The organism is Gemmiger sp. An194, from assembly GCF_002160145.1.
In the GTDB taxonomy this organism is placed as follows: domain Bacteria; phylum Bacillota; class Clostridia; order Oscillospirales; family Ruminococcaceae; genus Allofournierella.
The window spans coordinates 1-25,880 of sequence record NZ_NFKA01000023.1 but is presented as its reverse complement, the minus strand read 5'-3'; the positions used below and the strand labels follow the sequence as shown (position 1 = coordinate 25,880).

At 62.0% G+C, this 25,880-nt stretch carries 28 protein-coding genes; 16 read left to right on the top strand and 12 right to left on the bottom strand.

Features of this window, described 5'->3' with window-relative positions; genetic code table 11:
• The first annotated feature begins 96 nt into the window (after positions 1-96).
• Together B5F28_RS12545 and B5F28_RS12540 are read left to right on the top strand one after the other, a co-directional pair.
• Positions 97-2,610, top strand: a complete 2,514-nt coding sequence (locus B5F28_RS12545; protein WP_087296216.1) for a ribonucleoside-diphosphate reductase subunit alpha — start codon at positions 97-99, stop codon at positions 2,608-2,610.
• Between the two features lie 30 nt (positions 2,611-2,640).
• Positions 2,641-3,684: a ribonucleotide-diphosphate reductase subunit beta gene (locus B5F28_RS12540; protein ID WP_087182463.1), complete on the top strand. Its 1,044-nt coding sequence runs from the start codon at positions 2,641-2,643 to the stop codon at positions 3,682-3,684.
• Positions 3,685-3,759: 75 nt separating this feature from the next.
• Here the strand turns inward: B5F28_RS12540 and glpK are convergent, their stop codons facing one another.
• The 5 genes from glpK to B5F28_RS12515 are packed head-to-tail and all read right to left on the bottom strand — an operon-like array spanning position 3,760 to position 9,486.
• Entirely contained in the window at positions 3,760-5,259 is a 1,500-nt protein-coding gene (glpK, locus tag B5F28_RS12535; RefSeq protein ID WP_087296215.1) for a glycerol kinase GlpK, read from the bottom strand.
• A complete protein-coding gene (locus tag B5F28_RS12530) occupies positions 5,256-5,633 on the bottom strand; it encodes a DUF1667 domain-containing protein (RefSeq protein WP_087296214.1) in 378 nt (125 codons plus the stop codon). The genes glpK and B5F28_RS12530 overlap by 4 nt, the downstream gene beginning before the upstream one ends.
• On the bottom strand, positions 5,630-6,901 hold the full coding sequence (locus tag B5F28_RS12525; protein ID WP_087296213.1) for an NAD(P)/FAD-dependent oxidoreductase: 1,272 nt from the start codon (positions 6,899-6,901) through the stop codon (positions 5,630-5,632). Before B5F28_RS12525 ends, B5F28_RS12530 begins: the two co-directional genes overlap by 4 nt.
• Complete coding sequence (locus tag B5F28_RS12520) at positions 6,898-8,343, bottom strand: NAD(P)/FAD-dependent oxidoreductase (RefSeq protein ID WP_087296212.1); 1,446 nt, start codon at positions 8,341-8,343, stop codon at positions 6,898-6,900. The genes B5F28_RS12525 and B5F28_RS12520 overlap by 4 nt, the downstream gene beginning before the upstream one ends.
• A 15-nt stretch (positions 8,344-8,358) precedes the next feature.
• Positions 8,359-9,486, bottom strand: a complete 1,128-nt coding sequence (locus B5F28_RS12515) for an endonuclease/exonuclease/phosphatase family protein (RefSeq protein ID WP_087296211.1) — start codon at positions 9,484-9,486, stop codon at positions 8,359-8,361.
• A gap of 524 nt (positions 9,487-10,010) precedes the next feature.
• Here B5F28_RS12515 and B5F28_RS12510 point away from each other — a divergent pair.
• Positions 10,011-10,577, top strand: a complete 567-nt coding sequence (locus B5F28_RS12510; RefSeq protein WP_087296210.1) for a glycerol-3-phosphate responsive antiterminator — start codon at positions 10,011-10,013, stop codon at positions 10,575-10,577.
• 5 nt (positions 10,578-10,582) lie between these two features.
• Here B5F28_RS12510 and B5F28_RS12505 read toward each other — a convergent pair whose 3' ends face one another.
• Together B5F28_RS12505 and B5F28_RS12500 are read right to left on the bottom strand one after the other, a co-directional pair.
• Positions 10,583-11,098 carry a helix-turn-helix domain-containing protein gene (locus B5F28_RS12505; RefSeq protein WP_087296209.1) on the bottom strand — a complete coding sequence of 172 codons (516 nt, stop codon included), beginning with the start codon at positions 11,096-11,098 and terminating at the stop codon, positions 10,583-10,585.
• A 184-nt stretch (positions 11,099-11,282) separates the two neighbouring features.
• A complete protein-coding gene (locus B5F28_RS12500) occupies positions 11,283-11,711 on the bottom strand; it encodes an Hsp20/alpha crystallin family protein (protein WP_087296208.1) in 429 nt (142 codons plus the stop codon).
• Positions 11,712-12,109: 398 nt separating this feature from the next.
• Between B5F28_RS12500 and B5F28_RS12495 the strand changes: the two genes are divergently transcribed.
• From B5F28_RS12495 to B5F28_RS12460, 8 genes are all read left to right on the top strand, one after another.
• Positions 12,110-12,430, top strand: a complete 321-nt coding sequence (locus B5F28_RS12495; RefSeq protein WP_087296207.1) for a PadR family transcriptional regulator — start codon at positions 12,110-12,112, stop codon at positions 12,428-12,430.
• A complete protein-coding gene (locus tag B5F28_RS12490) occupies positions 12,427-12,936 on the top strand; it encodes a DUF2812 domain-containing protein (protein WP_087296206.1) in 510 nt (169 codons plus the stop codon). Before B5F28_RS12495 ends, B5F28_RS12490 begins: the two co-directional genes overlap by 4 nt.
• A gap of 59 nt (positions 12,937-12,995) precedes the next feature.
• Positions 12,996-13,370 carry a DUF5655 domain-containing protein gene (locus tag B5F28_RS12485; protein ID WP_087296205.1) on the top strand — a complete coding sequence of 125 codons (375 nt, stop codon included), beginning with the start codon at positions 12,996-12,998 and terminating at the stop codon, positions 13,368-13,370.
• Positions 13,371-13,475: 105 nt separating this feature from the next.
• Complete coding sequence (locus tag B5F28_RS12480; protein ID WP_087182475.1) at positions 13,476-13,925, top strand: helix-turn-helix transcriptional regulator; 450 nt, start codon at positions 13,476-13,478, stop codon at positions 13,923-13,925.
• Positions 13,926-13,945: 20 nt separating this feature from the next.
• Positions 13,946-14,152, top strand: a complete 207-nt coding sequence (locus tag B5F28_RS12475) for a hypothetical protein (RefSeq protein ID WP_087296204.1) — start codon at positions 13,946-13,948, stop codon at positions 14,150-14,152.
• A gap of 103 nt (positions 14,153-14,255) precedes the next feature.
• Complete coding sequence (locus tag B5F28_RS12470; protein WP_087296203.1) at positions 14,256-14,801, top strand: TetR family transcriptional regulator; 546 nt, start codon at positions 14,256-14,258, stop codon at positions 14,799-14,801.
• Between the two features lie 204 nt (positions 14,802-15,005).
• Positions 15,006-15,989, top strand: a complete 984-nt coding sequence (locus B5F28_RS12465; protein ID WP_087296202.1) for a helix-turn-helix domain-containing protein — start codon at positions 15,006-15,008, stop codon at positions 15,987-15,989.
• 174 nt (positions 15,990-16,163) lie between these two features.
• Positions 16,164-17,249, top strand: a complete 1,086-nt coding sequence (locus B5F28_RS12460) for a helix-turn-helix domain-containing protein (RefSeq protein ID WP_158097603.1) — start codon at positions 16,164-16,166, stop codon at positions 17,247-17,249.
• Positions 17,250-17,302: 53 nt separating this feature from the next.
• Here the strand turns inward: B5F28_RS12460 and B5F28_RS12455 are convergent, their stop codons facing one another.
• A complete protein-coding gene (locus B5F28_RS12455; RefSeq protein WP_247643488.1) occupies positions 17,303-17,551 on the bottom strand; it encodes a helix-turn-helix domain-containing protein in 249 nt (82 codons plus the stop codon).
• 114 nt (positions 17,552-17,665) lie between these two features.
• Between B5F28_RS12455 and B5F28_RS12450 the strand changes: the two genes are divergently transcribed.
• Together B5F28_RS12450 and B5F28_RS12445 are read left to right on the top strand one after the other, a co-directional pair.
• Positions 17,666-18,139: a hypothetical protein gene (locus B5F28_RS12450; protein ID WP_247643487.1), complete on the top strand. Its 474-nt coding sequence runs from the start codon at positions 17,666-17,668 to the stop codon at positions 18,137-18,139.
• Positions 18,140-18,177: 38 nt separating this feature from the next.
• Positions 18,178-18,594 carry a GNAT family N-acetyltransferase gene (locus tag B5F28_RS12445; RefSeq protein WP_087296199.1) on the top strand — a complete coding sequence of 139 codons (417 nt, stop codon included), beginning with the start codon at positions 18,178-18,180 and terminating at the stop codon, positions 18,592-18,594.
• A 77-nt stretch (positions 18,595-18,671) separates the two neighbouring features.
• Here B5F28_RS12445 and B5F28_RS12440 read toward each other — a convergent pair whose 3' ends face one another.
• The 4 genes from B5F28_RS12440 to B5F28_RS12425 form a co-directional block, all read right to left on the bottom strand.
• A complete protein-coding gene (locus B5F28_RS12440; RefSeq protein ID WP_087296198.1) occupies positions 18,672-19,883 on the bottom strand; it encodes an NADP-dependent isocitrate dehydrogenase in 1,212 nt (403 codons plus the stop codon).
• A gap of 48 nt (positions 19,884-19,931) precedes the next feature.
• Positions 19,932-21,083: an aminotransferase-like domain-containing protein gene (locus tag B5F28_RS12435; protein ID WP_247643486.1), complete on the bottom strand. Its 1,152-nt coding sequence runs from the start codon at positions 21,081-21,083 to the stop codon at positions 19,932-19,934.
• Between the two features lie 67 nt (positions 21,084-21,150).
• Positions 21,151-22,329: a cation diffusion facilitator family transporter gene (locus B5F28_RS12430; protein ID WP_087296196.1), complete on the bottom strand. Its 1,179-nt coding sequence runs from the start codon at positions 22,327-22,329 to the stop codon at positions 21,151-21,153.
• 124 nt (positions 22,330-22,453) lie between these two features.
• Positions 22,454-22,672, bottom strand: a complete 219-nt coding sequence (locus B5F28_RS12425) for a DUF896 domain-containing protein (protein WP_087184946.1) — start codon at positions 22,670-22,672, stop codon at positions 22,454-22,456.
• Between the two features lie 615 nt (positions 22,673-23,287).
• On the opposite strand from B5F28_RS12425, the gene B5F28_RS12420 reads away from it, so the two are divergent.
• The 3 genes from B5F28_RS12420 (at position 23,288) to B5F28_RS12410 (ending at position 25,849) form a co-directional block, all read left to right on the top strand.
• On the top strand, positions 23,288-23,977 hold the full coding sequence (locus tag B5F28_RS12420; protein WP_087296195.1) for a nucleoside/nucleotide kinase family protein: 690 nt from the start codon (positions 23,288-23,290) through the stop codon (positions 23,975-23,977).
• 50 nt (positions 23,978-24,027) lie between these two features.
• Positions 24,028-24,669 (top strand): epoxyqueuosine reductase QueH, encoded by a 642-nt coding sequence (locus tag B5F28_RS12415; protein WP_087296194.1) that lies wholly within the window; start codon positions 24,028-24,030, stop codon positions 24,667-24,669.
• A gap of 310 nt (positions 24,670-24,979) precedes the next feature.
• A complete protein-coding gene (locus tag B5F28_RS12410) occupies positions 24,980-25,849 on the top strand; it encodes a hypothetical protein (protein ID WP_087296193.1) in 870 nt (289 codons plus the stop codon).
• Positions 25,850-25,880: the final 31 nt, after the last annotated feature.

Here is a 25,880-nt window from a genome sequence, read left to right as displayed (position 1 = left end):
ACACACCAGATATGGGTTTTGCGCATTGAAGCGAATGCAAGATGTGGTGTATAATAGGAAACGTTGCAAAATAGACGATTCACGGGAGGAAACACCATGCAGATCCAAAAACGCAGCGGCCAGGCCGAGGCCTTCGACGGGGGCAAGATCCTTGCCGCCATGGAAAAATCCTTTGCCAGCGTGGGCCAGGCGCCCAGCGTGGAGCAGCTGGCCGGCCTGCTGGACGCGGTGACCGGACGGCTGAGCGGCGAGCTGGTCACGGTGGAGCAGATTCAGGACCAGGTGGAGCGGGCGCTGATGGAGCAGGGCCACTTTGAGGCGGCCAAAAGCTACATTCTCTACCGCTCCCGCCACGCCGAGCTGCGGGCCGCCCGCCAGGCCATCGCGGCGCAGGTGAACGCGCCCGGTCTGGAGGAGTGCCTCATGAGCATCCAGAAGGACTTCGACCAGTTGGTTTACCCCCTCACCGCGCTGGCGGCCCGGTTTGCGGGCTTTGCAAAGCCCGAGATGGACACCGCTGAACTGCTGGCCGCTCTGACCAAGGCGGCGGTGGAGCTGACCAGCCCCGAGGCCCCCAAGTGGGAGTTCGTGGCGGCGCGCCTTTTGAACCTCTCGTTTTCCCTGCGGCTGGAGACCGAACTCTCCCGCCGGGGCATTCATACCCTTTATGACAAGCTGCGCTACCTCACCGACGAGGGTCTCTACGGCAGCTACATTCTGGAGCACTATTCCCGGGCCGAGATCGGCGAGGCCGAGGCCTTCCTCTGCCCCGAGCGGGACAAGCTCTTCACCTATTCCGGTCTGGACCTGCTGCTCAAGCGGTATGTGATCCACACCCGGCAGCACGTGGCGCTGGAAACGCCCCAGGAGATGTTTTTGGGCATTGCCCTGCATCTTGCCATGGAGGAAAAAACCGACCGGCCGGGCTGGGTGAAAAAGTTCTACGACATGCTCAGCCGGATGGAGGTGACCATGGCCACCCCCACTTTGTCCAACGCCCGCAAGCCCTACCACCAGCTGTCCAGCTGCTTCATCGACACGGTGCCGGACAGTCTCGAAGGCATCTACCGCAGCGTGGACAACTTCGCCCAGGTGAGCAAGTTCGGCGGCGGCATGGGCCTTTACTTCGGCAAGGTGCGGGCCGCGGGCGGCAGCATCCGGGGCTTTGAGGGCGCGGCCGGCGGCGTGATCCGCTGGATTCGTCTGGTGAACGACACCGCCGTGGCGGTGGACCAGTTGGGCGTGCGTCAGGGCGCCGTGGCGGTGTATCTGGACGCCTGGCACAAGGACCTGCCGGAGTTTTTGCAGCTGCGCACCAACAACGGCGACGACCGGATGAAGGCCCACGACGTATTCCCGGCGGTGTGCTACCCGGACCTGTTCTGGAAGCTGGCAAAAGAAAATCTGGACGCCCCCTGGCACCTGATGTGCCCCCACCAGATCGAGACGGTGAAGGGCTACTGCCTGGAGGATTACTGGGGCGAGGAGTGGGAGACCCGCTACCGGGACTGCGTGGCCGACCCCCGCATCCAGAAGCGCACCGTCACCGTGAAGGAGCTGGTGCGGCTGATTCTGAAAAGCGCGGTGGAGACCGGCACCCCCTTCACCTTCAACCGGGACGCGGTGAACCGGGCCAACCCCAACGGCCACAAGGGCATGATCTACTGCTCGAACCTCTGCACCGAGATCGCCCAGAACATGGCCCCCATCGAGACGGTGAGCACCGAAATCTCCACCGAGCAGGGCGACCCGGTGGTGGTCACCACCACCCGCCCCGGCGAGTTCGTGGTCTGCAATCTGGCCAGCCTGTCGCTGGGCAACCTGCCGGTGACCAACAAGGCCTACATGAGCCAGGTGGTGTCCACCGCGGTGCGGGCGCTGGACAACGTGATCGACCTGAACTTCTATCCCCTGCCCTACGCCAAGCTCACCAACCGGAAGTACCGGAGCATCGGCCTGGGCGTGAGCGGCTACCACCACATGCTGGCCAAGGCGGGCATCCGGTGGGAGAGCGAGGAGCACCTGGCCTTCGCGGACGAGGTGTTCGAGACCATCAACAAGGCAGCCATCGCCGCCAGCAGCGTCATCGCCGCCGAAAAAGGCAGCTACTCCACCTTCGAGGGCAGCGACTGGCAGACCGGCGCGTATTTTGCAAAGCGCGGCTACACAAGCCCCGAATGGCGGCAGCTGGCCGCCACCGTGGCAAAGCAGGGCATGCGCAACGCCTATCTGCTGGCCGTGGCCCCCACCAGTTCTACCAGCATTCTGGCCGGCACCACCGCGGGCGTGGACCCGGTGATGAAGCGCTTCTTCCTGGAGGAGAAAAAGGGCAGCATGCTGCCCCGGGTGGCCCCCGAGCTTGGCCCCCGCACCTACTGGTATTACAAGAACGCCCACCAGATCGACCAGAGCTGGAGCGTGCGGGCGGCGGGCGTACGCGGGCGGCACATCGACCAGGCCCAGAGCATGAACCTGTACATCACCAACGACTACACCCTGCGCCAGGTGCTGAACCTGTATCTGCTGGCCTGGGAAAAGGGTGTGAAGACCATCTACTACATCCGCAGCAAATCGCTGGAAGTGGAAGAGTGCGAGAGCTGCTCTTCCTGACCCCCGGCCCATTCTGAAGGAGTGTGAACCATGACTCAGCTGATCAAAAAGCCCCTCTTCAACCCGGGCGGCGACACCGACGTGCGCCTGCGGCGGATGATCGGGGGCAACACCACCAACCTGAACGACTTCAACAACATGCGCTACGCCTGGGTGAGCGACTGGTACCGACAGGCCATGAACAACTTCTGGATTCCCGAGGAGATCAACCTGGCCCAGGACACCAAGGACTACCCGAACCTGTCCGCCGCCGAGCGCACCGCCTACGACAAGATCCTCAGCTTTCTGGTCTTTCTGGACTCCATCCAGACCGCCAACCTGCCCAACATCGGGGAATACATCACCGCCAACGAGGTGAACCTGTGCCTGTCCATCCAGGCCTTTCAGGAGTGCGTGCACAGCCAGAGCTACAGCTACATGCTGGACAGCATCTGCAGCCCGGTGGAGCGCAACGACATCCTCTACCAGTGGAAGACCGACGAGCACCTGCTGCGCCGGAATACCTTCATCGGCGATCTGTACAATGAGTTCCAGCAGCACAAGGACCCCTTTACCCTGCTGAAAGTGATGATGGCCAACTACATTCTGGAGGGCATCTACTTTTACAGCGGCTTCATGTTCTTTTACAACCTGGCCCGCAACGGCAAGATGCCCGGCTCGGCCCAGGAGATCCGCTACATCAACCGGGACGAGAACACCCATCTGTGGCTGTTCCGAAATATTCTCTTGGAATTGCAGAAGGAGGAGCCGGAGCTGTTCAGCCCCGAAAATGTGCAGGTGCTGAAGGAGATGCTGGAGGAGGGCGTGCGGCAGGAGATCGCCTGGGGCCATTATGTGATCGGCGACGCCATTCCCGGTCTGACCAAACAGATGGTCACCGACTACATTCGGTATCTGGGCAACCTGCGCTGGACGGGCCTCGGCTTCGGGCCTCTGTTTGAGGACAACCAGACCGAGCCCGCCTCCATGAGCTGGGTGAGCCAGTACTCCAACGCCAACATGGTGAAGACCGATTTCTTCGAGGCCAAAAGCACCGCCTACGCCAAAAGCACCGCGCTGGTGGATGACCTTTGATTTTTTCAATTCTCCCATAACAGCAAAAATCCCCGAGGGCTTTTCCCTCGGGGATTTTTGTGTAGTTTCTTCCGGTCAGTCCTCCGGCCGTGCCCAGTCAAGGCTGCGGCCCACGGCCTTGTGCCAGCCTGCCAGCAGCCGGGCGCGCTTGTCCTCGGCCATGTCGGGGGCGAAATCCACGTCGCAGCTCCACAGGCGGCTGATCTCGTCGGTGTCCTTCCAGACGCCCACGGCAAGCCCGGCCAGATAGGCCGCGCCCAGGGCGGTGGTCTCCCGAATCATGGGGCGGCGCACCGCCTTGTTCAGGATGTCCGCCTGGAACTGCATCAAAAAGCGGTCCCGGGAGGCGCCGCCGTCCACCTTGAGTACGCTTAAGGGGATGCCGGTGTCCTTCTCCATGGCAGCCACTAAATCCGCCGACTGGTAGGCGATGGACTCCTGGGCCGCCCGGATGATGTGCTCCCGCTTGGTGCCCCGGGTGATGCCCACAATGCAGCCCCGGGCGTACATGTCCCAGTGGGGCGCGCCGAGACCCGTGAAGGCGGGCACCAGATACACGCCGCCGGTATCCTGCACCTTCTGGGCGTAGTACTCCGCGTCCCGGCTTTCGGTGAAGAAGCGCATCTCGTCCCGCAGCCACTGGATGACCGCGCCGCCCACGAACACGCTGCCCTCCAGCGCGTACTGCACCGGCTGGCCCTTCACGGTGGCGGCAATGGTGGTGAGCAGGCCGTTTTCGCTCTGGTGGCGGGTCTCGCCGGTGTTCATGAGCAAAAAGCAGCCGGTGCCATAGGTGTTTTTGGCCTGCCCGGCCTCAAAGCAGCCCTGCCCGAAGAGGGCCGCCTGCTGGTCGCCCGCGATGCCTGCCACCGGCACCTGCACCGGGCCGATGGTGGTATAGCCGTAGATCTCGCTGGAGGAGCAGACGGTGGGCAGCATGGCCCGGGGAATGTCCAGCAGCTCCAGCAGCTCGTCGTCCCAGTCCAGCGTGTCGATGTTATACAGCATGGTGCGGGAGGCATTGGTGCGGTCGGTCATGTGGGCCTTGCCGCCGGTGAGCTTCCAGACCAGCCAGGTGTCCACGGTGCCGAACAGGATTTCGCCCTGCGCCGCCTTTTCCCGGCTGCCGGGCACCTGGTCCAGAATCCACTTGATCTTGCTGGCGGAGAAGTAGGCGTCCGGCACAAGGCCGGTCTTTTTGCGGATGGTCTCACCGTAGCCCTTTGCCACCAGCTCGTCGATGATGGGGGCGGTGCGGCGGCACTGCCACACGATGGCGTTGTAGATGGGCCGGCCGGTCTCCTTTTCCCACAGGATGGTGGTCTCCCGCTGGTTGGTGATGCCGATGCCCGCGATGTCCGCCGGGTCCACCCCGCTTTTTGCCACCACCTCCATCATCACGCTGTACTGGCTGGACCAGATCTCCATGGCGTCGTGCTCCACCCAGCCCTCTTTGGGGTAGATCTGCTCAAACTCCCGCTGGGTCATTTCCAGGATGTTCTGCTCCTCGTCGAACAGAATCGCCCGGCTGCTGGTGGTTCCCTGGTCCAGGGCAAGGATGTACCGGCTGCTCATTGCATTTCCTCCTTTGCCGCGCCCTGGGCCTCCAGCGCGCGGGTGGTCACAAAGTCCACCCCGGTGCCGCACACGTTGGCCACCGCCACCTGGCCAAGGGCCACCGGCGCGGTCAGCTCCAGGCCGTCCAGCGCCTGCATGGCCTCAAAAATCAGTCCCTTGGGAATGGGCTTTGTGGTCTTCACCGGGCAGCGGGGATGGGCCGCACCCCGCACGGCCACCGTGCTGGTGATGGTGCGGGTGGGGTTCGTTAGTTCTATTTTACCATATTCTTCGCCCCGTGGGCAGGTATTTCCCGTCACTTTGTAGCCATCGTTCTCGTCCACGTGCAGACGGCAGCCCTTGGGGCACACGATGCAGATCAGTTCCTTCATGCCTGTTCCTCCTCTACCGCCACTTCCAGCGCGCCCTTGGCCTTTGCCAGCAAGGCGGCGGGCAGGGTGATGTGCTCCATCTCACCGGGGGCCAGATGCTCCCGCTTGAAGCGGGCCAGCGGCTCGCCTTCGCTTTCGACCACCACCGCCGAATTGCCGTACACCCGGCGCACCCGGAAGAAGATCTCCAGCTTTTTGTCCACCGCTGCCGGGCGGACTTTCTGGGGCACCGTGTAGCCCACGCCCTCACCGTTTGTGATCTCCACCGCCGGGCCGTCGTTTGCCTGCCCCAGCGCATACCGGGCGGCGGCGGCACCGGCCCGCTGGCTCTCGGCGGTGACGAAGTCCACCAGATCGTGCACATGCACCACATTGCCGCAGGCGAACACGCCGGGGGCGCTGGTCTCCATGTTCTCGAACACCACCGGGCCCTTGGTGCGCGGGTCCAGAGTGATGTGTGCGCCGCTGGTGAGCTCGTTTTCCGGAATCAGGCCCACGCTCAAAAGAATGGTGTCGCAGTCAAAGACCATCTCGGTGCCGGGGATGGGGCGGCGGTTTTCGTCCACCTTGGCCACCACGGCCCGCTCCACCCGGTCCTTGCCCTGAATGTCGATGATGGTATGGGAGAGATACAAAGGGATATCGTAGTCCTGCAGGCACTGGACGATGTTGCGCATCAGGCCGCCGGAATAGGGCATGACCTCCACGCAGGCCAGCACCTTGGCGCCCTCCAGCGTCATGCGGCGGGCCATGATGAGGCCGATGTCGCCGCTGCCCAGGATCAGCACCCGCTTGCCCACCATGTAGCCTTCCATGTTCACGTACCGCTGGGCCGCGCCCGCGGTGAACACGCCCGCCGGGCGGGTGCCGGGGATGCCGATGGCGCCCCTTGTGCGCTCCCGGCAGCCCATGGCCAGCAGGATGCTCTTGCCCCGCAGCAGCCGGTAGCCCAGGGTTTTGCTGATGGCCTGCACGGTATGGGCCTGGGCGTTCACCTCCAGCACCATGGCCCCCAGCATCACTTCGATGCCAGTGCCCTCCAGCTGCTGGATGAACCGCCCGGCGTATTCCGGGCCGGTGAGCTCCTCTTTAAAATGGTGCAGGCCGAAGCCGTTGTGGATGCACTGGTTCAGAATGCCGCCCAGCTCCTCGTCCCGCTCCAGAATCAGCACCTGCTCCGCGCCGTTTTCCCTTGCGCTCAGGGCGGCTGCAAGGCCCGCCGGGCCGCCGCCCACCACAATTACATCATATTCCTGCCGGTCTGTCATACGGTTTTGTCCCCCTTTGCCTGTTTCGTCCGGCCGGTGAGCAGAATGCTCGCCGCCCCCTCCTGCGGGATGTCCAGCGGGCTCTTGCCCAGTTCCCGGCTCAGAATTTCCATGACCCGCGGCCCGCAGAAGCCGCCCTGGCAGCGGCCCATGCCCGCGCCCACCCGGCGCTTGACCCCGTCGATGCTGCGGGGTGGGATGGCCGTATGGCAGGCGGCGATGATTTCGCCCTCGGTCACGGTCTCGCACCGGCAGATCACCCGGCCATAGCTGGGCTGGCGGGCGATGATTGCCGCTTTTTCCTCGCCGGTCAGTTCTTTGAAGCGAATCCGGGTGCGTCTGGTCATCGGGTTCGGTTTCTCCGTCAGAACAAGGCCCGCTTCGGCCAGCAGGGCCACGGCCTCCTCGCCCACCGCGGCAGCGGCGGAAAGGCCCGGGCTCTTCATGCCCGCCAGGTCCAGCATGCCGGGGGCCGCCCACTGGATGACGAAGTCCGGCCGGTCGGTGTTGGCCCGAATGCCCGCAAAGTTGCGGATGCAGGCGGAAAGGTCCACGCCGGGCACGCTTTTCCGTGCACTCTGGGCCACCTGGGCAAGGCCCTGGGCGGTGGTGGCTGTGTCGGCGGAATCGGAAATGTCCTGGGCGTTGGGGCCGACGATCAAGTTGCCGTGTACCGTGGGGGCCACCAGCACGCCCTTGCCCGCGGCGGTGGGGCACTGGAAGATGACCCGGCCCACGGTATTGCCGGCGGATTTGTCCAGCAGGTAATACTCGCCCCGGCAGGGTTTCGTCACAAAATTCTCCGGCGCGGCCAGCGCGTGCACTTTGCCCGCGTCCACACCGGCGGCGTTCACCACAAAGCGGGCTTCAAAGTCGCCCCTTGTGGTCTCGATCTTCCAGCCGCCCTCGATGGGGGCAAGGCCGGTGACCCGGCTTTCCAAGTGCAGGTCAGCCCCGTTTTCCACCGCGTTTTCCGCCATGGCCAGCGCGAACTCCCAGGGGCTCACGATGGCCGCGCTGGGCGCGTGCAGGGCGGCGGTGATCTCCGGCGAGAGGTTCGGCTCCAGCTCCCGGGCGGTTTCGCCGCTTAAAATCTCCAGCCCTGGCACCCCGTTGGCGGTGCCGTTTTCATACAGCCGCTGCAGGGTCTTCTCCTGCTCGGGGCCGAAGGCCACCACGAAGCTGCCGGTTTGCTTATAAGGCACATCCAGCGCGGCGCAGATTTCCTTTGCCATTGCGCTGCCCCGCACGTTCAGCCGGGCCATGGCGGTGCCGGGCTCCGGGTCGTAGCCCGCGTGCAGAATGGCGCTGTTGGCCTTGGTGGTGCCCATGGACACATCGTTTTCCGCTTCCAGAATCAGCACGCTGACCTGCTTTTTCGCCAGGTGGTATGCCACCGCCGCGCCGGTCACGCCGCAACCGATGATTGCCACATCTACCATAACTGTTTCCTCCTTTTATTCCGCAGCCTGACCCAGCCGGAAGGTGAGCTTCACCGGGTTGTGGTCGCTGTAAGCAAAATTGGTGTCGATATGTTCCGCCGTGGCGGTGATGTTATCCGAAACGATAAACCCGTCCAGCACGGTGGTGTAGTTGACCCCCGGCTCCCAGGGAATGTCTGCCGTGCGGCAGGTGGGGGTCTGGTACTGGTTCTCCGCCCGCTGGAGGGAAAAGCCCTCGGGCAGGTCCTCATCGGTGAGCTGGGCCACCCAGTCCGGCAGAAGCTGGCCGCTTTCAAAGGCCTCGGCCGTGCCCTCGCCCAAAGCGTGGTTGAAGTCGCCGCCCACGATCACGTAGTTGCCCTTTTCGTATTCCTCACGCATCACGCCGCAGAGCATTTCCAGCTGGCGGGCCCGCACGGTGCCGCCCTCGTCGTAAGCGGACATGTGGCTGTTGATGAGCACCAGCTCACCCCCACCCTCCACCGGGATGCGCAGCTGGGCAAAGCAGCGGTCCAGATCGGTGAATTTTACAAAGAAGCTCTCGTCCACCGGGTAGCTGCGGCGCACCGCCTCGCTGACCGAATACCGGCTGAAGGTGAGCAGGCCCGCGTCCACTGCGCCGTGAGGGTCGTGGAAGGGATACAAAAGGTACCGGGTGTGGAAGTTGGAGGCAAACACCGCGCCGTAGCCGGGCAGCCCCTCTTTCAGCATAGCCCGCTGGTCCACCTGGTAGCTGCGGTGGGCGTCCACGTCCACCTCCTGCAGCAGCAGGAAGTCCGCATTCTGGGCGGCGATGGTATCCAGCGCGCCCTGGGTGTTGACCAGCACCGATTCCCTGCTTTTTGCCTTGCCCCATTTGCCCTGCACCGGAGTGCCGTCCGCCATGGTGCCGGTGTCCATGAAGAAGCTGTAGTCCGGCTCGTAGGCCCCGAAGCCGATGTTGTAGGTCAGGGCGGTGTAGTCCTGCCCGGGGGCCAGCTGCCCGGTCTGGAGATTCTCCACCATTAGAACCTCCCCGTCCGGAATGCGGTAATAGCCGGTTTGCAGGTAGAGTACATAGCCACCCACCGCCAGCACCAGAGCCAGCACGAGCGCCAGCAGCGCCAGCCCGATTCGTTTGAACCATTTTCTTTGCTTTGTCATCATGCACCTCGTTTTGATTGCTGAATTTCGGGGGCGGCAGTTTTGGGCGTGAAGGTCGTGGCAGCACCCAATGGGCGGTGACACGGCCTTTCAGGTGGTGGAGCGCGCCGGAAATTTTTTGCGGAATGAACCAAAAAGCGCAGGCAAGCCTTGGTGGCTTGGCGAGTATTTTTGGAAAATTCCACGGAAAATTTTGGTGCGATACGCCGCCTGAGCCGGCAGGCGTGAAGGCCGTGGCAGCGCCCAACAAAAAAAGAGCAGCAGAAACACGCCTTGGCGTTTGTTCTGCTGCTCTTCACTCTTGCACAGGCCGGAGCCTGCCGAAAGCCCCGGGCATTTTTCTGGCGGCACCGTGGCCGCGTTTATTGGTCATACTATTATTATAGAGGCCGCTGCCGCCGGGGCGCAATGGGCAGACCCGCAAAAAATATCCCCGGCTTTTTGTGCCATGCGCACAAAGCGTTGTGGGGCCCGGCGGCGGAGTGCTATAATAGGTATCATCACAAACGAAAAGAGGATGCCCCATGATCACCCCGCTGCCCGCTCTGCTGGAGGAAAACCCCATCATCATCGCCATCAAGGACGAGGAGGGCCTTGCCCGCTGCCTTCAAAACCCGAAGCCGGTGGTGTTCGTGCTGTACGGCTCGGTGGTGAGCATCCCGGACATCGTCCGGCGGCTGAAGGAGGCGGGCAAGACCGTCTTCGTGGACGTGGACCTGCTGGACGGCCTTTCCGCCCGGGAGGCGGCGGTGGAATATCTGGTCGGGGCCACCGAGGCGGACGGGGTCATCAGCACCAAGGCGGCGCTGGTGCGGCGGGCCAAGGCCCTGGGGCTTGCGGGCGTGTACCGCACCTTCCTTCTGGATAACATGGCTCTGCAAAGCCTGCGCAAAAGCGGCGGCAGCCAGTGGGCGGACTTCATCGAGATTCTGCCCGGCCTGATGCCGAAGCTCATCGCCCGTTTAAGCCACGAGCTGAACGCGCCGCTCATCGCCAGCGGCCTGATCGCCGACAAGCAGGATGTGATCGACGCACTGGGCGCGGGCGCGGTGGCGGTGTCCAGCACCTGCCCGGCGGTGTGGGAGCTGTAACGCCGTTACAGCCGTCGGTATTCCCGCGTGATGCACACTCCACCTGCCCCGGCCATTCCGATGCCCAGCACCAGCAGCCACACCCGCCAGGTGCAGAACAGGTGGCTGGCGTACGGCCCCAGCGCTGTATACCAGGTCTGATAGGGCTGCTGGCTTTCAATCAGAGCAAACAGCAGCGCCGCCACCACCAGCAGCACGCCCGCTGCCGCCAGAACCACTGCCGCCGCCATGCGAAAATGTGCCTTTGCCCGCCGGGACTGCTCCCGGCCGTCCGGCTGCTCCAGATCGCCCGGCTGCTCCAGATCGCCCGGCTGCGCCTGGCTTTGAGCGCCGAACAGCAGGGCGTCGGCGCTGACCGAAAACACACTGCACAGCTGTTCAAACTTTTCCAGATCCGGCCGTGCCTCCCCGGTCTCCCAGCGGGAGATCGTCTGCCGGCTTACGCCCATGCGCTCGGCCAGCTTTTCCTGCGAAAGCCCCGCCTGCTTGCGGCAGGCTGCGATTCGTTTTGCCAGACTCATTCCGTCGCCCTCCTTTTTCTGTCTCCATCATAGCAGGTCGATAAAAATTTTTCCAGCACACCGGACGGGAATTCCGCCCGCCGGATGCGTCATCCTGCCCGAGCATGCACAAAAAAGGCCCCGGCCAGCGGGTTTGCTGGCCGGGGCCCTTTTTTGTTTTTCTGCCGCGGGGCTTGCTGTGCGCTTAACCCTCGATCTGGATGCTGCGGGAGGCGGGGGTGACTTCGCCCTTCTTGGGCAGGGTCAGCTCCAGGATGCCGTTGTTGTAGGCGGCCTTGATGGCGGTGGTGTCGATGCCGCTCACGTCGAAGCTCCGGCTGAAGGAGCCGAACTTCCGTTCCCGGCACACGTAGTTGCCCTTATCGTCTTTCTCGCCGCTCTCGGAGTTGTGGCGGGCGGTGATCATCAGGTTGTCGCCGTTCAGGTCGATGGCGATGTCCTCCTTATTGAAGCCAGGCAGCTCCGCCTCCATCAGGTAGGAATCGCCCTTATCCTGAATGTCGCAGCGGAACTGGCTCATATCACCGAAACCGGTAAAGAGGCTGCGCTCCATATTATCCAGATAGTTGAACAAACTGTTTTCTTCACGGCCAAACGGAATCATACCAAACATAAAATGCTCCTTTGCTCCGCGCCATTTATCATAGATTTTTGTTGTAATGCGGCGCGCATGATACGCGGGGGCTGCGCCGCTTTGTCAATCGGAATCGTCCGGGTCTGCTTCCAAGGACCTTTGGCCTTGGCTCCCGTTCCCTTTTGACAACTATATTCTACCGCCGGTTTGTGACATAAAATTGGTTGATTTATGAACATTTTGTTAATTGTTAGCACTCTACATCTTAGAGTGCTAATTCATTCTTTCCGCCCTTTTTGCCATAGATTTTTGTCGCAATCTTTTCCTTTCTCATCCCGTCGCCGGTCCCCGACTGCTTGACAAGTATATCGGCACCTGATATAGTTATATCGGAAGACGATATAACGTTTCCCGAGTAAAACAAAGGAGGGCCGCAGATGAACGAACACATCGCGCTGACCGAGGCCTTTTACTACATTCTGCTTTCGCTGTATCAGCCGCTGCACGGCTACGGCATCATGCAGAAGGCCGAGGAATGTTCCGGCGGGCGGGTGCGGCTGGCGGCGGGCACCCTGTACGGCGCGCTGAACACCCTGCAGGACAAGGGCTGGATCGAGGCGCTGCCCTGCACCCCGGGCAGTCGGAAGAAGGAATACCGCATCACCGCCGCGGGCCGAGCCGCCGTGGAAAACGAGCTGGCCCGGCTGCGTGAGCTGGTGAAAAACGGCGAACAGGTCACAGGAGGGAATCCGGTATGAAAAAGATCATCCACCGCACGTTTTTTATCTGGAACTTTGAAAAGGAGATCGCCTGGCTGAACGAGATGAGCCGCCAGGGCTGGCAGCTGTGCCGGGCGGGGTTCTTCGTGTATGAATTCGAGCAGGGCCAGCCGGGCGAATACCAGTACCAGCTGCAGCTGCTGCGCAAGACCGACCCGGACTACCTGGCCTTTCTGGAAGAGACCGGCATCCAGGTGGTGGGCCGGTGCCTGAACTGGATCTACCTGAAAAAGAAATCGGACGGCCAGCCCTTTGAGATCTTCTCGGATCTGGAGGGCGTGCTGCGCCATCTGGACGGCGTGCTGGCCCTCTGCGGCGTGATCATGGCGGTTAACGTGCTGCCCGGCTTTGCCAATCTGGCCAACAGCCATCTGCAACAGCTCAGCTGGCTGAACCTGGCGCTGGCCGCCGTGGGCGCCTTCGGCTTCTGCAAGCTGTATCTGCGCCGCCGGGCGCTGACCGCCGGGCAGGACCTGCACCGCTGACCGTTGCCCCGCCCCGCCCGCCGGGGATATAATAAAGAAAAAAAGGCAGGTGTGCAACCATGACCGACGACGAGCTGCTGTTTTTTGACTCCATGCCCCAAATGCTGCCCATCTACGAGGCATTTTGCCAAGGGCTTGCGGACCGGGGCCTTGCCTTCACCGCCAAGGTGAGCCGCACCCAGATTTCGCTGCGCAACCGGTATGTGTTCGCGGCGGTGTCGCTGCCCTGGCGCAAGGTGAAAGGCTGGCCGGAGGAATACCTGCTGGTGAGCCTGGGGCTTTCCTATCATAAGGAGTCCCCCCGGGTGGCGGTGGCCACCGAGCCCTACCCCAACCGCTGGACCCACCACATCCTGCTCACGACCCCCAAAGAGGTGGACGCCGAGCTGCTGGACTGGACCGAAGAGGCCTACCGGTTTGCCCTCATCAAGTGATGTTAACAAACCGGGCGAAAGCGGCAGGTTTGGTTGGTGGCCTTTTGGCGCGGCTGGCGGTATACTGAAAGGGCAGAATACACAAGCCAACAGGAGGTTTTACCCATGAGCTTTGCAAGCGGTTTGTATCACGCCCGCAAAAAGAGCGGCCTTTCCCAGGAGGATGTGGCCGGAAAGCTGGGCGTTTCCCGCCAGACCATCTCCAAGTGGGAGACCGGAGAAACATTGCCGGACATCCGCCAGTCCAAGCGGCTGGCCGTTTTGTACCACATCACGCTGGACGAGCTGGTGGAATACGATTTTGACGAGCAGCAGGCCCGGGAGATGATCGACAGCGTGAGCGAGGAGGCCCAGGCGAAAATCGACTGGAACAAGGTCTGGAGCAAGAAATACCCGGTGCTGGCCACCTACCACAAGACGGTGCGCATCCAGGACTACGCCCCCCAGCTGCGGGAGATGCTCACCCAGCTGCAGGTGGAATACGGCTACAACACCACCGACGCACTGCTGGTATTAAAGGATATTCTGGCCCGGGTCTGGAAGGGCCAGATGTGACATTTGAGAGAGGACACCCCATGGACTACACCCGCGACGAGCTGACCGAGGCAAAGCGCCAGATCGACTCCACCCTGCACAAGCTTCGCCAGACGGTGAAGACCTTTGAAGCAAAGGAAGACCCGACCCGCTATAAATCCCAGCTTACGCTGGCAAAGCGGCGCATCGAGGCCTTCACCATCGCCAATGAGCTGATCCAGCGGGAGCTGGACACTCGGAACCAGTAATTTTACCGCAGCCGGGGCAATTCAAATTGTTCCCCGGCTGTTTTTTTGGTATAATGGGAAATAATTCACCCAATCGTTTTTGATCCCTGCGAGGTATCCCGTTATGCCCATCGACATGAAGCTGGTGATCGCCGGCCAATTCAAGGAGCTGGTGCGCCGGGGCAATGTGGACAAGATCACCGTGAAGGCGCTGATCGAGGAGTGCCACATCTCCCGCCAGACCTTTTATTACCATTTTCAGGACATCAACGACGTGATGGAATGGTCTGTCCGCCGCGAGACCGAGCAGCTGCTGCGCCAGAGCCTGGAGCTGCCCCAGCTTCGCTGCGGTCTGGAGCTGCTGATCGCCCACACCGCCGGGCAATTCGACGTGCTGCACAAGCTGCTCTGTTCCCACCGGCGGCAGCGCTTCACCGATGCCCTCACCGCCTGCGTGCGGGTCTTTCTGAACGGGCTGCTGGAACGCTTTATGCCAAACTTCGCGGTGAACCAGCCGGACCGGGAGGTCTTTCTGGATTACAATTCCCGGGCGCTCACCGGCATTCTGCTGGACTACTGCGGCCGCCGCGAGCTGGACGCCGCCCGCCTTTCCGCCCAGCTGGAACGGATCCTGCTGCGCCAGCTGGCCGAGCCGCTGGAAGAGATGTGACATCAAAACAAAACAACGCCCGGCCCTGTTGTAACATGGGGCCGGGCGGCTTCTTTTTGCCCGGATTGGCGGGCCTGCGCGGCCGGTTTTCCTCCGGTGCAACCGCCGGTTGACAAATTGAACAGCAAACTGGGTGGCGGAAAACCGGCGCTTTTGCTACAATGAGAGCAGCAAAACAGAACCCGTGAGAAGGAGTTGTGGGATATGATCTTAGCAGAAAAAATTATGAAGCTGCGCAAGGCTCAGGGCTGGTCCCAGGAGGAGCTGGCGATGCGATTGGGGGTGTCCCGGCAGTCGGTGTCCAAGTGGGAGTCCATGGCCTCCATGCCGGACCTGGACAAAATCGTAAAAATGAGCGAACTGTTCGGGGTGAGCACCGATTATTTATTAAAGGACAATGCCGCCGAGGAGGAGGGCTGCGCCGCCCCTCTGCCCGAGGAGGGCCCCGCGCCCCGGCCCATCTCGCTGGAGGAGGCCAACGCTTATATGGACCTGAGCGAGCGCTGCCACAAATTCATTGCGCTGGCGGTGGCGCTGTTCATCCTGTCGCCGGTGCCGCTGATCGCCATCGCCGGCATGGCGGAGCACGGCCGCATCGCCCTCACCGAGGACATGGTCGCCGCCATCGGCCTGCTGCTTTTGTTCGTGATCGTGGCGGCGGGCGTGGCCATCCTGCTGCCCAGCGGCATCCGGCTGGAGCGGTATGAATTTTTGGAAAAGGAGCCCATCGCCACGGAATACGGGGTGGCGGGCATCGTGGAGGCCAAGCGGGAGGCCTTCGCCCCCACTTACCACACGGGTCTGGTGGTGGGCATCGTGCTGTGCATTCTCAGCGTGGTGCCGCTGTTCTTCTGCATGGCGCTGGAGGCCGAACTGGCCTGCGTGTTCGCGGTCTGCCTGATCTTAGTCCTCATTGCTGTGGGCGTCTATATCATCATCCGGGTGGTCTGCCCCTGGGAGGCCTACGAAAAGCTGCTGGAGGAGGGCGACTACACCCGGGAACACAAGGCGGAAAACCGGCGCAATGACCCCTTTACCGGCTTCTACTGGTGCCTGACCACCGCCATCTATCTGGCGGTGAGCTTTTACACCGGCCAGTGGACCCGCACCTGGATCATCTGGCCGGTGGCGGCAGTGCTGTTCGCGGCGCTGCTGGCCCTGCGCCGGATGCTGCGCCAGCCCCGCTGACTCTCTGCCCATGCCCCGGACCTTCGGCCCGGGGCATTTTTGTAACCAGCGGGCAGAAAAACCTGCCCGGCGCGTAACCACCCGTCGCTTGTGGCGGCGGGCGGGATGCACTACAATAAAAGCAGAAGGAGCGCGGCGCACATCCACCCATTTAACCCGAACAAGGAGCACACCATGGAACTGAACCGGATGAAAATTGGCGCGGCTATCGTGGCCCGCCGCAAGGCAAAGGGCCTGACCCAGGAGCAGCTGGCGGCCCGGCTGGGGGTAAGTGCCCCGGCGGTGAGCAAGTGGGAGACCGACACCTCCTACCCGGACATCACTCTGCTCTGCCCGCTGGCCCGGGCGCTGGGCACCAGCGTGGACGCGCTGCTGCAATTTGAAGAGACCTTAAGCGACGAGGAGGTGGTGCGGCAGATAAACCGGCTGCTGGAAACCGCCATGCGCCAGCAGCCGGACGGCTGGCAGGCCGCCGAGCGGCAGCTGGAGGAGCTGCTGCATCAGTACCCCAGCTGCACCGCCCTGCAATACAACGCTGTGGCCAGCTATGACGCGCTGACCATGTTCTTCCCCGCGGCGGGCGAGGAGGTGCGCACCCGCTGGCGGGCCCGCAAGCGCCAGTTGCTGGAGCAGGTGCGTGAAAGCGGCAACGCGGCCTACTGGCAGACCGCCACCATCGGGCTGGCGGTGCTGGAGCTCACGGACGGCGACCCGGAACAGGGCGCGGCGCTGCTGCGCCAGCTGCCCGAGCGGGTGGGCGACCCCACCGGGGCCTGGGCCCAGTATTACCTGAAGACAGGCCAGCCCGGCAAGGCGCTGGAAACCATCCAGAAGCAGCTGTATAAGCTCATCAGCCAGACCCAGAGCCTGCTGGCCACGATGATGAACCCGAAGCTGCTGCCGGAACCGGAGCGTCAGCGGGCGGTGTGCGAGGCCTATGGAGCGCTGGCCCGGGCCTTCGATTTTCCGGACATGAGCGCAGGCCTTGCCATGGAGCTGTGCCTGCAGGAGGGCCAGCCGGACGAAGCCGCCACCTGCTTTGCGCAGTATGTGGAGGTGCTCACCGGCCCGCCCGCCTTTCCCCGGGCGGACATCTTCGCCCCGGGCGTGACCGCCAAGCACCCGGAAAGCGCCCAGGCCAGCCACCGGGAGCTGCGCCGCCTGCTGCTGGATGAAATCCACAAGGAGGAAAAATACCGCTCCCTAATGGACCACCCGGTGTTCGCCGCCGCCCTCGCCCGGCTGGAGGCGAGCGTCTGACACAACAAAGCGCCGCCCCCATTGGAAATGACCAATGGAGGCGGCGCTTTTGTTTATTGCAGTTCCTGTTCCAGGCCCCGGAACAGCGGGGAATGGAAAAACTCCTCGATGGTGATGCCCAGCCCGTCGCACAGCTTCTGAATGGTGGACACGGTGGCGCTGCGGTTGCGGCCGCTGATGATGTTGTTCACCGTGGACTGGGTGACGCCGCTCATGCTGCACAGCTTATTGATGGAAAGTTCCCGCTCCCGGCACAATTCCAGAATGCGTTCCCTCACCGCTTCGCCAATGTTCACGGGCATCACCTCACTTTTAAAAAATGATACCCGTTTCCTCTTGAAAAGTTTAACCCTTTTGAGTTAATATAACTCAAAAGGGTTGGTGATAGAGTGATGTGCAGGAAAACATGCTTTTTTGTGGGCCACCGGGATGCCCCCATTGAAATCGGCCCGATACTGCGAGCGGAAGTGGAACGGCACATTCTGACGCTGGGGGTAACAGAATTTATCGTCGGTCATTACGGCAGGTTCGACCACCTTGCCGCAGAGGCTGTGATTGCCGCCAAACAGACACACCCCAGCGTCTCGCTGCTTCTTTTGCTGCCCTACCACCCCGCAGAACGGCCGGTCGAGCTTCCGGCTGGTTTCGATGGCGCATATTATCCGCCGGGTATGGAGATGGTCCCCCGCAAAGTCTCCATCATCCGGGCAAATCGCTACGTACTTGACCATGCCGACTGCCTGATCGCCTATATGCTGCATCCGGCAAGCAATACACAAAAGCTTGTGGAATACGCCCGTCACCGCCAGCAAAAGGGTCTGCTCACGGTCACGCTGCTTGCTTCGGAACAGAGTTCCTCTGCCCTCTCCTTGCCTGGTCCGCCTTTTTGAGGTAGAATGGATGCAATCTTTTTTCGGAGGTGTTCTGCATGATCGTTTATCGGGAAAATACCCTTTCGGGGGAGGTCGTCAACCGGATTCGCACCGCCGTGGGCTGGAGCGAATTTTCCGCCCCGCAGCTGGAGCGAGCCCTGAATGCCGCTGCGTACAATGTGGCCGCCTTTGAGAACGGCAAGCCGGTGGGCATGGCCCGCCTTGTGGGCGACGGCATCTATTATCTTCTGTGTGATGTGGCGGTTGTACCGGACTGTCAGGGCAAAGGCATCGGCGGCGAACTGGTCCGTCGGACCATTGCCCATGCCCGGCAGACCCTTGCCGATGGAGAGCGCTGCACCATTGCCCTGGTCAGCGCGGGCGGCAAAGAGCCATTTTATGAATCCCTCGGGTTTTCCTCCATCCCCAACGACCGCGCCGGTCACGGGATGCAGTTATCCGTGACCCCATAACAAAGCGCAAAACCGCCCCGGCAGCCGAACTCTTCGGCCGCCGGGGCGGTTCTTTTCTTACTCGTTTAAACCTGCGCTCAGGCCAGCTTGGCTTCCAGGTTGGCGCGGATGGCGCGGATGAACTCCAGGCTGTCCACGGGCTTGGTTTCCACGCCCTCGGCCAGGCCGCACAGGTCCTTGGTCATCACGCCGCTGGCCAAAGTGTCCAGGCAGGCGGCTTCCAGAGTCTTGGCGAACTTCACCAGAGCCTCGTTGCCGTCCAGCTCGCCCCGCTTTGCCAGCGCGCCGGTCCAGGCGAAGATGGTGGCCATGGGGTTGGTGGAGGTGCTCTCGCCCTTCAGGTAGCGGTAGTAGTGGCGGGTCACGGTGCCGTGGGCGGCCTCGTACTCGTAGTTGCCGTCCGGGCTGACCAGCACGCTGGTCATCATGGCCAGGCTGCCGAAGGCGGTGGAGACCATGTCGCTCATCACGTCGCCGTCGTAGTTCTTGCAGGCCCAGATGAAGCCGCCCTCGCTGCGCACCACGCGGGCCACCGCGTCGTCGATCAGGGTGTAGAAGTATTCGATGCCCGCGGCCTCGAACTGCTCCTTATACTCCTTGTCGTAGATCTCGGCAAAGATGTCCTTGAAGGTGTGGTCGTATTTCTTGCTGATGGTATCCTTGGTGGAGAACCACAGGTCCTGTTTGGTGGACAATGCGTAGTTAAAGCAGCTGCGGGCAAAGCTCTCGATGGAGGTATCCTTGTTGTAGGTGCCCTGCAGAACGCCTGCGCACTCGAAATCGTAGATGGTCTGGCGCATTTCGGTGCCGTCCGCGCCGGTGAACACCAGCTCGGCCTTGCCCGGGCCGGGGATGCGGAACTCGGTGCCCTTGTACACATCGCCGTAGGCATGACGGGCGATGGTGATGGGCTTTTTCCAGGTCTTGACCACCGGCTTGATGCAGTCCAGCAGGATGGGCGCGCGGAACACGGTGCCGTCCAGCACGGCGCGGATGGTGCCGTTGGGGCTCTTCCACATCTCGTGCAGGTCATACTCGGTCATACGCTGGGCGTTGGGGGTGATGGTGGCGCACTTGACCGACACGCCGTACTTCTTGTTGGCCAGCGCCGCGTCCATGGTCACCTGGTCGCCGGTGGCGTCTCGGTTGGGCAGGCCCAGGTCGTAATATTCGGTGTTCAGCTCCACAAAGGGGCACAGCAGCTCCTCCTTGATCCACTGCCACAGCACGCGGGTCATCTCGTCGCCGTCCATCTCCACCAGGGGGGTGGTCATCTTGATCTTTTCCATCGGCTTGTCCTCTCTTTCTCTCGTTTGGGGGGAATCGGGGAAAGCGCGTTACGCGCCCAGCTCCCGCAGAACCTTGTCCATGATCTCCACGCCCTGCTTGATCTGCTCCTTCGAGGGGGTGGAGAAATTCAGCCGCACGCTGGGGCAGTCGGCATCGGTGGTGTAGAAGGCGCTGCCCGGCACCACCGCCAGCTTGTGCTCCAGGCACTTTTTCACGAAGGCATCGGTGTCCACTATTTCGGGCAGGGTGGCCCAGATGAACATGCCGCCCTCGGGCTTGATGTAGGTCAGCCGGCCGGCCAGTTTTTCGTCCATTTCCGCCATCATGTAATTGGCCTTGTCCCGGTAGATGTCCTGCAGGCGGGCCAGATGGGCGTCCAGATCGGTCTGGGTCAGAATCCGCTCGCAGACCCGCTGGGCCCACACGTTGGTGTGTACATCACTGCCCTGCTTTGCCACCACCATCTTGCCGATGAGCTCCGGCGCACCGGCGCAGAAGGCCAGACGCATGCCCGGGCAGAGCACCTTGCTGAAGGACCCGGCATACACCACCGCTCCGGTGGTGTCGAAGTGCTTGATAGGCGGCACCGCTTCGCCGGAGATGCGCAGCGCGCCGTAGGGGTCATCCTCCAGCACCGGCACGCCGTAGCGCACCGCCAGCTCGTAGATGGCCTTGCGCTTTGCCAGGCTGGTGGTGTAGCCGGTGGGGTTCTGGAAGTTGGGAATGCAGTAGAAGAACTTGGGCTGCTGATCCCGGAAGACCTGTTCCAAAGCCTCCAGATTCACGCCGTCCGCCTCCAGAGGCACACCGGCCAGCCGCGCGCCGAAACTGCGCATGGAATTGTAGGCGCCCAGAAAGGCGGGCTCCTCCACCGCGATCACATCGCCCTCGTTGCAGAGCAGCTTTGTCATAAACTCGATGATCTGCTGGCTGCCGCTGGTGATAATGAGATCATCCGCATCGCTCACCACCGGCCACTGACGGTTGGCGTAGTCCCGGGCGGCTTTGCGCAGGGGGCCGTAGCCCTCGGTGACGGAATACTGCAGCATGCCCACCGGGTCGGTGGCCAGCAGCTCGTCGCTGAATTTGCGGATGGTGTCCGCGGGGAAGCTGTCCGCCGCCGGGTTGCCGCCCGCAAAGCTGATCAGCTGCGGGTCGCTCATCTGCTTGAGCAGCTCGCGGATGATGCTGGGTTTCATCTGTTTGACCTTGTTTGAATAACGGAATTCCATGCCGAATCGCTTCTTTCCTTTATAAAATGCCCAATCAATGGGGGATGGAGGCGTAGCCGCTCTCCACCGTGATGACGCAGAAATAATCCGGTCGGCGGCTGCGCACCGCCTGCTTGATGGCCTGTTTCAGGTCGGCCTCGTCCATCTCGAAGCCCGCGGGGGTCACGCAGTCGAAGATCAGGTTGGTGTGGGTGGGGCCCGCCACCATGCGCAGATCGTGGATGGTCAGCGCCGGGTCGATCTCCTTCACCAGCTCGCCCAGCCAGTGGCGGGCGTCGTTCACCTTTTCGTCGCTGGTGATGATGGGGTCGAAGTGGATCACCACATGCAGGTGGTCCTTGTCCCAGAAGTCCTGCTCGATGTTGTCGATCACATCGTGGCTTTCCATCACGTCGCCCTCAGCGGCCATCTCCACATGCACGCTGGCGAACTGACGGCCGGGGCCGTAGTCGTGCACCATCAGGTCATGGGTGCCCAGCACGCCCGGGTAACTCATCACCTTGTCGTGGATGTAATGCACCAGCGCCTCGTCCGGTGCCTGACCCAGCAGGGGGTCCAGCGTTTCCTTGATGAGGCCCGCGCCGCTGTACAGAATGAACGCCGCCACCGCAAGGCCCATCCAGCCATCCAGCTCCAGCGGGGTGAACCGGCTGATCAGGGTGGCCAGCAGCACCGCGCCGGTGCTGAGCACGTCGTTGCGGCTGTCCGCCGCGGTGGCCTGCAGGGTGGAGGAATCGATCAGCTTGCCGATGTGGGTATTGAACACCGCCATCCACAGCTTCACCAGAATGGACGCCGCCAGCACCGCCACCGACAGCCAGCTGAACACTACCGGAGTGGGATGCAGGATCTTGTCCAGACTGTTCTTGGCCAGCTCCACGCCGATGACCAGCACCATCACCGCCACCGCCAGACCCGCCAGATACTCAAACCGGGCGTGGCCGTAGGGGTGGTCCTCGTCGGCGGGCTTTTCCGCCAGCTTGAAGCCGATCAGGCTCACAATGTTGGAGGACGCGTCGGACAAGTTGTTGATGGCGTCCGCCGCGATGGCGATGCTGCCGAACACGGTGCCCGCGATGAACTTGCCCGCGAACAGGGCCAGGTTGCAGCAGATACCCACCACACCGGCCATGCGGCCGTAGGCGCCGCGCACGGCGGGGTCGCGGGTGTTCTCATGGTTTTTCACAAAAAGCCGGATCAGGGCTTTGGTCACGTTGAATCCTTCCTCTCTTTGTGCGAACCGAACCGGATCATTCGATTCACCGCTTTATTATAACATAGCAAAAGCCCGTTGACCAGTGGTTGTACGGGCTTTTTGCAGGCTGCTGCCTGTTTTATCAGTTCTTCGTTTTTTTCAGGTCGGACACCGGGCGGCGCACGCCCTTGTCGTCGATGTAGTCGGCGTTGTCCAGCTGGCTGCGCAGGCTCTGCTTCATCTCGTCGATGTACTCCCGGCGCAGGGCGGCCTGCTCGGCCTTTTCCGCCTCGGTGAGGCCTTCCTCGGTGCGGGATTTTTTGGCCAGCTCGTTGATGCGGGCGATCTTTTCCTTGGTCATATTGTATGTCTCACTTTCTGTGTTCATTGCTTTTGGGATACAAAGGCAATACCGCACAATTCCAGATAGTGGAGCACGCCGGAAAATTTTTTGTGATATGAACCAAAAAGCACAGCCAAGCCTTGGTGGCTTGGCGCGCATTTTTGGAAAATAGCACGGAAAATTTTGGCGTGATACGCCGCCTGAGCCGTTCGGCGTGAATTGTGTGGTGTTGCCTAGGGGCTATTGTAGCAGATTTTACCGCAAAACGCAAAGTCAGCCCGGCATTTCTGCCGGGCTGGCTTTGCAACAGCGATTATAAGGAAGCTTTCCTTTACAGAGGAAAACGGAGATGGTTGTCTGGTCCCGGCTCGGCACTGCAATGCCTCGCATCGCCGGGCTCCAGTGTAAGTGCGCGGCGGGCAGCAATTCGGCCCTGGCCGCCCTGCCGCGTCAGTAATACCGGGTTTTGAAAGACGATTGTCTTTCCTTCGGTCTACGCTTATTATCTTACAGGCAAATTGTGGATAATTCGTGATAGGCCTATAAACATTTTGCGAAAAGCGGATTTTGCAGTATACTTTTCTTCAGATGTAAGTGCTCAACTGACCATATTATTATAAAGGAGAGATTGCCATGATTCTTGATCTGGACGGCCCCAGCGCGGTGGGCAAGACCACGCTGGCCCGCCGCCTGTTCGCCGCGCTGCCCGGCGCGGTGTGCGTACCGGAGCTGCTGGCCACCATCCCGAACCCTTACCTTCACTGGCACACCCCGGAGGACTTTCTGGAAAAGCAGCTGTGGTTTTTCCGCAATACCCTGCGCCGGTACCAAACCGCTGAACCGGCTTCGGGGAGCATCCGCCTCAACGACATGGGGGTGCTGGATGTGATCGCCCACACGGCGGTCTACCCCCGGGCCCACGGGCTGGAGTGGGAGGTGCTCCCCCGCTTTTGCGCCCGGGTGCTTGCCGAATCCGGCGATGCTCCGCTGGCAAACGGGGTGGTGTATCTGTACGCCGAGGAGCCGGTGCTGCGCCGCCGCCGGGACGGCGACACCGCCCGGGTGCGGGGAGCCTTTGACTCCAACCTGCTGCTGGTGCCCCGGCAGCGGGCCTTCTACCGGCAGCTGGCCCGGGCGTTTCCCCGGCAGGTGCTCTGCCTGCAGGCAGAGGCGAACCCGGACGCACTGGCCCGGACCGTGGCGGACTTTATACCGGCTGCCGCCGGTGCCCCGCCGCTTTCTTTGCGCGCTCTGCTGGACCAGGCGCAGGTCCATTTTGCCGGGCCGGACGCTGGCGCAAGGGCGCAAAACGTGATACAATAAGCGCCGAAGGGCCGTTCCCCAAAAGGCCCGCAAAAAGGAGATTTTTCCCTATGGCAAACCGCCCCAACTACCCGAAAATGATGGAACAGGTGCTGCTGAGCCTGGGCGAGCGCCGCCCCCGCCTTCTGCTGCACGCCTGCTGCGCCCCCTGCTCCAGCGCCGTGCTGGAGATGCTGTGCGGCTTTTTCGACATCACCATTCTTTATTATAACCCGAACATCTGGCCCGCATCCGAGTACCGCCGCCGGGCGGACGAGCTGCACCAGTTCGTGAAGCAGGCAAAGCTGCCGGGCATCACGCTGGTGGAGGAGGGCTACGACCAGAGCGAATTCTACACCGCCGTGGCCGGGCTGGAAACAGAGCCGGAGCGGGGCGGCCGCTGCACCGTGTGCTACCGGCTGCGGATGGAGCACGCGGCCAAATACGCCGCCGAGCATGGCTTTGACTGGTTCTGCTCCACCCTCTCGATCAGCCCCCGCAAGGACGCGGAGAAGATCAACGCCATCGGCCGGGAGCTGGAAGAAAAATACGGCGTGCGCCATCTGCCCAACGAGTTCAAGCGCAAGGAGGGCCACAAGCGCAGCCTGGAGCTTTCGGCCCAGTACGGCCTCTACCGGCAGGACTGGTGCGGCTGCGAATTCTCGGCCCGGGGCAGCGCCCCGAAGCCGGAGGACCCCACCCCCGCAAAATAATTTTACTCCACCCCTCTCGTCCCGCGCCCGTTTCAACGCCGCGCGGGGCTTTTTTTGCGCCCTCCTTCCCTCCACCGCGAAAAGCCCGGCTAAATCCCGATTTTGACCCGGAAAGCCCGGATTTTTTTACATTTTGACCCTTGGCAAGCCCGGTTCATCCTGTGCTATTCTGTATACTGAAAAGATCAGGCGGAGCCGGTGCAGGCCCCGCCTTTTTTGCAAACCGTCATCCGGTGCGCCTTGTGCAAACACAGGCGCGCCGGGGGCGGTTTTTGTTTTCCCGGTCTATTTTCAAAAAGGAGGGTCACACATGCGTTATTCCTTTGATACCGAAGCCGCCGCCCGCTACGGCGTGGAGGAGGCAATTCTTTTGGATCACATCCGGTTCTGGTGTGAGAAAAACCAGTCGAACCCGGACTGCCAGAAAGAAGGCCGCTGCTGGATGTACGCCAGCGCCGCCCGTCTGGCGGAACATTTTTCCTTCTGGAGCGTGCCCCAGATCCGCCGCCTGCTGAAAAGTCTTGTCCGGCAGGGCGCACTTATAGAGGGCCGCTTCGGCCGTTTCGCCTTTGACCGCACCCTGTGGTATGCAGTCAGCGAATCCGCTGCTTCCATGTTTCAAAATCGTCACTTGCAACAAACGAATTCGGAACATTCAAGTGATGAATCCGCAAGAGCTATAAAAGATACCCAAAAAGATATCCAAGAAGATACCCAACACACATACACCGCCTGCGGCGGACGTGCGTCTTCCCCCTCCTCTGAGAAATTGGGGAACGACACACCGAAGACTGAACCCAAGTCCAAACAGCTCTCGGCCGATACGCCAGCCGGCTTTGAGCGGTTCTGGCAGGCCTATCCCCGCAAGGCGGACAAACGGGCCGCTCTTTTAGCCTGGAAGGCCCTGCGGCCCAGTCAGGAACTGGTAAACACCATGCTGGCAGCACTTTCCACCCAATGCGAAAGCGCCCCCTGGAAGGAGGCAGGCGGGCGGTATATCCCCCACCCGGCCCGCTGGCTGACCCACCGCCGCTGGGAGGATGCGGCCCCCACAGCACAGGCGCAGAAGTACCACATGCCCGCCTGGCTCCAGCAGACCAGCCGCCCCTTTGACCCAGCCACCGCCGTGGACTTTCTGGCCCCGCGCCGCCCCCGCCGCCTCAAGCGGCCGGAGGACTGACCCATTCCAACGCAGCAAAAAAGCGAAGCGC